We start from the raw sequence: 4,331 nt of genomic DNA, 5'->3' as shown, positions 1-4,331 counted from the left end.
AGCGAGGGTCGGGAGAGGGGAGCACCCTTTCCGGAAACGGAGCTCCCCTCTCCCCCCCTGCTCGGCAGGGTACCCTCCCCCACAGAGGGGGGAGGGAAGACGCGCGTTGCGGCTAGGACCATCCTCACGATGCCACCGCCTCGCGACGCCGCGCATGCGCGGCGAGCAGCGTCAGCGCGGCCGGGGTGACGCCCTCGATCCGCGCCGCCTGCCCCAGGGTTCCCGGCCGCACGGTCTCGAGCTTGATCCGCATCTCGTTGGAGAGCCCGGCGATGCGCCCGTAATCCAGCCGAACCGGCAGGCTCACCGCCTCGTCGCGGCGGAAGGCGGCGATGTCGGCATTCTGCCGGTCGAGATAGACTGCGTAGGTCGCATCCGTCCGCAGGCGCTCGGCGATCCGCGGCGAGACCGCGCTCAGCTCGGGCCAGACCGAGGCCAAGCGGCCCCAGTCCAGATCGGGATAGGAGAGAATTTGGAAGGCGGTGCGGCGGATGCCGTCCTGGTTGAGCGCGAGGCCGTGGGCCTGCGCCTGGGTCGGCGTCAGGGTCAGCGCGTCGAGGCGGGCGCGCACCGCCGACAGCTCGGCCTGCGACGCGGCGAAGTGCGCCGCCCGCCGGGTCCCGACGCAGCCGAGCGCGGCCCCGCGCGGGGTCAGACGCTCGTCGGCGTTGTCGACGCGCAGGCTCAGGCGATACTCCGAGCGCGAGGTGAACATGCGGTAGGGCTCGCTCACCCCATGGGTGACGAGGTCGTCGATCATCACGCCGAGGTAGGATTCCGCCCGGTCGAAGGTCGCCGCCACCGCGCCGGCGGCGATCCGTGCGGCGTTGATCCCGGCGACCAGCCCCTGCCCCGCCGCTTCCTCGTAGCCGGTGGTGCCGTTGATCTGCCCGGCGAGCAGCAGGCCCGGCAGGCGCTCGGCCTGGAGCCCGGCATCGAGCTCGCGCGGGTCGACGTAATCGTACTCGATGGCGTAGCCCGGCCGCAGGATCCGCGTCGCCTCCAGGCCCGGGATCAGGGCGACGAGCCGGTGCTGCACCGCCTCCGGCAGCGCGGTGGAGATGCCGTTCGGGTAGATCGTCGGGTCGTCGAGGCCTTCGGGCTCGAGGAAGATCTGGTGGCCCTCGCGGTCGCCGAAGCGCACCACCTTGTCCTCGATCGACGGGCAGTAGCGCGGGCCGCGGCTGCTGATGCCGCCGGAATACATCGGCGACAGGTGCAGGGTCTCGCGGATCAGGTCGTGGACCGCTTGCGTCGTCCGGGTGATGCCGCAGCGGATCTGCGGGGTGGTGATCCGCTCGGTCAGGGTCGAGAACGGCACCGGCTCGGCGTCGGCCTCCTGCATCTCCAATCCCGACCAGTCGATGGTGCGGCCGTCGAGGCGCGGCGGGGTACCGGTCTTCAGGCGCCCGAGCCGGAAGCCGAGCCGGTCGAGCGTCCGGGCCAGCCCGACCGCCGGCGCCTCGCCGACGCGGCCGGCCGGGATCTGAACCGGGCCGATATGGATCAACCCGCGCAGGAAGGTGCCGGTGGTGAGCACCACCGCGCCGCAGCGGAGCGTCCGCCCGTCGCCGAGCACGATCCCGGCGACGCGCCCGTCCCGCACCACCAGATCCTCGCAGGCGCCCGCGACCACGGTCAGGTTCCGGGTCTCGGCCACCGCCGCCTGCATCGCCGCCGCGTAGAGCTTGCGGTCGGCCTGGGTGCGCGGCCCGCGCACCGCCGGGCCCTTGCGCCGGTTGAGCAGCCGGAACTGGATGCCGGCCGCGTCGGCGACCCGGCCCATCAAGCCGTCGAGGGCGTCGACCTCGCGCACGAGATGGCCCTTGCCGAGGCCGCCGATCGCCGGATTGCACGACATCGCGCCGATGGTCGCCGGATCGTGCGTGACCAGGGCGGTGCGTGCGCCGCACCGGGCGGCGGCCGCCGCCGCCTCGACGCCGGCATGGCCGCCGCCGACGACGAGGACATCGAAGGCCTGTGGAGACGTCTCATGCATCCGCGGGATGTGCCGCCGCGCTGCGGAAAGGTCAATCGCCCGGGATCCGCTGAGGGGATGGCATCGATCGTGCCCCATCCAAAGGCACGGTGCCGTCGCCTTCGGCAACGAATACTGCATTCGATCAGTCGATCCATCCGGCCGGAGCGTTGCCGCACGATGGTCGACTGCGTTCGGCAGTCGATCATTGCGAATTTGGATGCCGACTCGCGATGAAACCCCTTGCGGGACTCACGATCGCGTGTCATCGACGATCTGTGAACGACTTATGAACGGACAACGGCGTCCGTCCCGGCTACCCGGGATTTCGTGACATCGCAGACCTCGCACGTGCGAGGGCGACCAACGAGGATCGAGACGATGCACATCATCACCATCGGCCTGGGCGCGCTCTGTTGCGCCGGCGGGGCCGTCGCCCACTTCATCGATCCGAGCCAGCGCAAGGAAGGCGTCTTCGGCCTCGCCGGCTTCGGCTTCCTGCTCACCGGGATGTTCCTGACCCGCTCGTGACACGCGATCGGGTTTTCACGTGAAACATCGGGCGTGTTTCGCGTAAGCCGGCGACAGGGTCGACATCGTCGGCGTAGTCCGTCGACATCGCCTTGGGCGACCAGCCCGCGCGACGCGCGCGCAGCCTGTTCAGCGCGACAGCATCGAGCCGCCCCTCGCTCCGCGCAAGGAAGGGGGGAAAGCCGCGCTACTTGCCGATGCAGAAGCCGGAAAACAGGCGATCGAGCACCGCCTCGATCCCGACATGGCCGCCGACCTCGCCGAGCGCGCGGACGGCCAGGCGCAGATCCTCGGCCACCAATTCCGGCATCGCCGCGACGGCGGGCAGCCCGTCGAGATGGGCGACGCAGCGCTCCAGGGCGTCGCGGTGGCGCTCGCGGGTGATGAGCGCATCGCCGCCGCCGAGCGCGGCCTCGGCCTCTGCGGCGATGGCATCGAGCAGCGCCGGCATCCCCTGCCCCGTCAGCGCCGACACGGCGAGGCCGCCGCCGGACCCGTCGGCGAGGTCCGCCTTCGTCCGCACGCGCAGCACCCGGCCGGTCGCCGCGGGCTCGGTCGCCTCCGGGCCCGGCGGCACCAGCATCAGGACGAGGTCGGCTTCCGCCATCCGGCGGCGGGTGCGCCGGATGCCCTCGGCCTCGACCGGATCGTGCGTCTCGCGCAGGCCCGCGGTGTCGACCAGCATCACCGGCAGGCCGCCGAGATCGAGCCGCACCTCGATCGCGTCCCGGGTGGTGCCCGGCACCGGCGAGACGATCGCCGCGTCGCGCCGGCTCAACGCGTTGAGCAGCGTCGACTTGCCGGCGTTCGGCGGCCCGGCGAGCACGATCCAGAACCCCTCGCGCACCCGCTCGCCGCGGCGCCCGTCGGCGAGCGCCGCGGCGATGGCGGCACGCAGGCGGGCGGCGCGGTCGAACAGGGCGCGATCCAGGGCCGCGTCGTCGACGTCGCCCTCGTCGGAAAAATCCAGCGCTGCCTCGGCGGCGGCCAGGCAATCGATCGCCTTGTCGCGCCAGGCCGCGACCTGCCGGCCGAGGGCGCCATCGAGCTGGCGCACGGCCTGACGGCGCTGGGCCTCGGTCTCGGCCTCGATCAGGTCGGCGACGCCCTCGGCCTCGGTCAGGTCCATCCGGCCGTTGAGCACGGCCCGCCGGGTGAAGGCACCGGCTTCGGCCGGGCGGCAGCCGGGAAAGGCGGTGAGCGCGCGGATCACGCCGGCCCGCACCGCGACGCCGCCATGCAGGTGCAGCTCCGCCATGTCCTCGCCGGTGACCGTGCTCGGCCCGGGCATCCAAGCGATCAGCGCCCGGTCGAGGATGGCGCCGTCGGCGGGGTCGCGCAGCGTCCGCAGCGAGAGGCGGCGCGGCGCCGGCAGGGGGCCGGCGAGCGCCGTGAGCACGGCACCGGCGGCCGGGCCGCTGACGCGGATCACCGCGATGGCGGCGCGCCCGAAGCCGGAGGCCGGGGCGAACAGGGTGGGGGGATCGCTCATGGTCGGATCGCTCATGCTCGGATCGCTCATGCTCGGATCGCTGATGGGGGCCCGGGGCTTCCCGGCATCCGCCCTCCGCGCGGGGGCGGCCGTCATCGATCGGCCGCATCCCGGCGAAAGGGTCTTGCCTCGGCAAACGACGTTGCGCAAACCGCGGCACCGCGAAACCCGTCCGAAGGGAGCACGCCATGGCCCATACCCGTCGCGCGGTCGTCGCCGGCCTGGCGCTCGCCGGGCCGGCGCTCTCCGCCCGCGTATAAACATCTGACGCTGCCCACCACACCATAACAATAAATCTCGGTGGGGGCGGGTTGATTTAAAAAAAAAGGG

Annotated in this window: 4 protein-coding genes; 1 reads left to right on the top strand and 3 read right to left on the bottom strand. The window is 72.4% G+C overall.

The genetic code is table 11. The features are described from left to right. Positions 1-124 precede the first annotated feature (124 nt). On the bottom strand, positions 125-1,999 hold the full coding sequence (gene mnmG / locus FV230_RS25295) for a tRNA uridine-5-carboxymethylaminomethyl(34) synthesis enzyme MnmG (protein ID WP_147844356.1): 1,875 nt from the start codon (positions 1,997-1,999) through the stop codon (positions 125-127). 360 nt (positions 2,000-2,359) lie between these two features. Here mnmG and FV230_RS30000 point away from each other — a divergent pair, with 360 nt between their 5' ends. Further along, the gene (locus tag FV230_RS30000) at positions 2,360-2,509 is read left to right on the top strand and encodes a hypothetical protein (protein ID WP_187275615.1); all 150 of its coding nucleotides are present in this window, start codon (positions 2,360-2,362) and stop codon (positions 2,507-2,509) included. A gap of 187 nt (positions 2,510-2,696) precedes the next feature. On the opposite strand, the gene mnmE is transcribed toward FV230_RS30000, so the two are convergent. Both mnmE and FV230_RS30385 read right to left on the bottom strand, forming a co-directional pair. Beyond that, entirely contained in the window at positions 2,697-4,001 is a 1,305-nt protein-coding gene (gene mnmE, locus FV230_RS25290; protein ID WP_147844355.1) for a tRNA uridine-5-carboxymethylaminomethyl(34) synthesis GTPase MnmE, read from the bottom strand. 92 nt (positions 4,002-4,093) lie between these two features. After that, on the bottom strand, positions 4,094-4,331 hold a 238-nt coding region (locus FV230_RS30385), incomplete at its 5' end, for a hypothetical protein (protein ID WP_210248658.1).

It is taken from the genome of Methylobacterium sp. WL6 (assembly GCF_008040095.1).
GTDB lineage: Bacteria > Pseudomonadota > Alphaproteobacteria > Rhizobiales > Beijerinckiaceae > Methylobacterium.
This window is presented reverse-complemented; position numbering and strand designations above follow the sequence as displayed.

What these genes read in the sequence shown, in the direction of transcription:
- mnmG (WP_147844356.1), bottom strand. Translation starts at nt 1,999, where the DNA reads ATGCATGAGACGTCTCCACAGGCCTTCGATGTCCTCGTCGTCGGCGGC.
- mnmE (WP_147844355.1), bottom strand. Translation starts at nt 4,001, where the DNA reads ATGAGCGATCCCCCCACCCTGTTCGCCCCGGCCTCCGGCTTCGGGCGC.
- FV230_RS30000 (WP_187275615.1), top strand. Translation starts at nt 2,360, where the DNA reads ATGCACATCATCACCATCGGCCTGGGCGCGCTCTGTTGCGCCGGCGGG.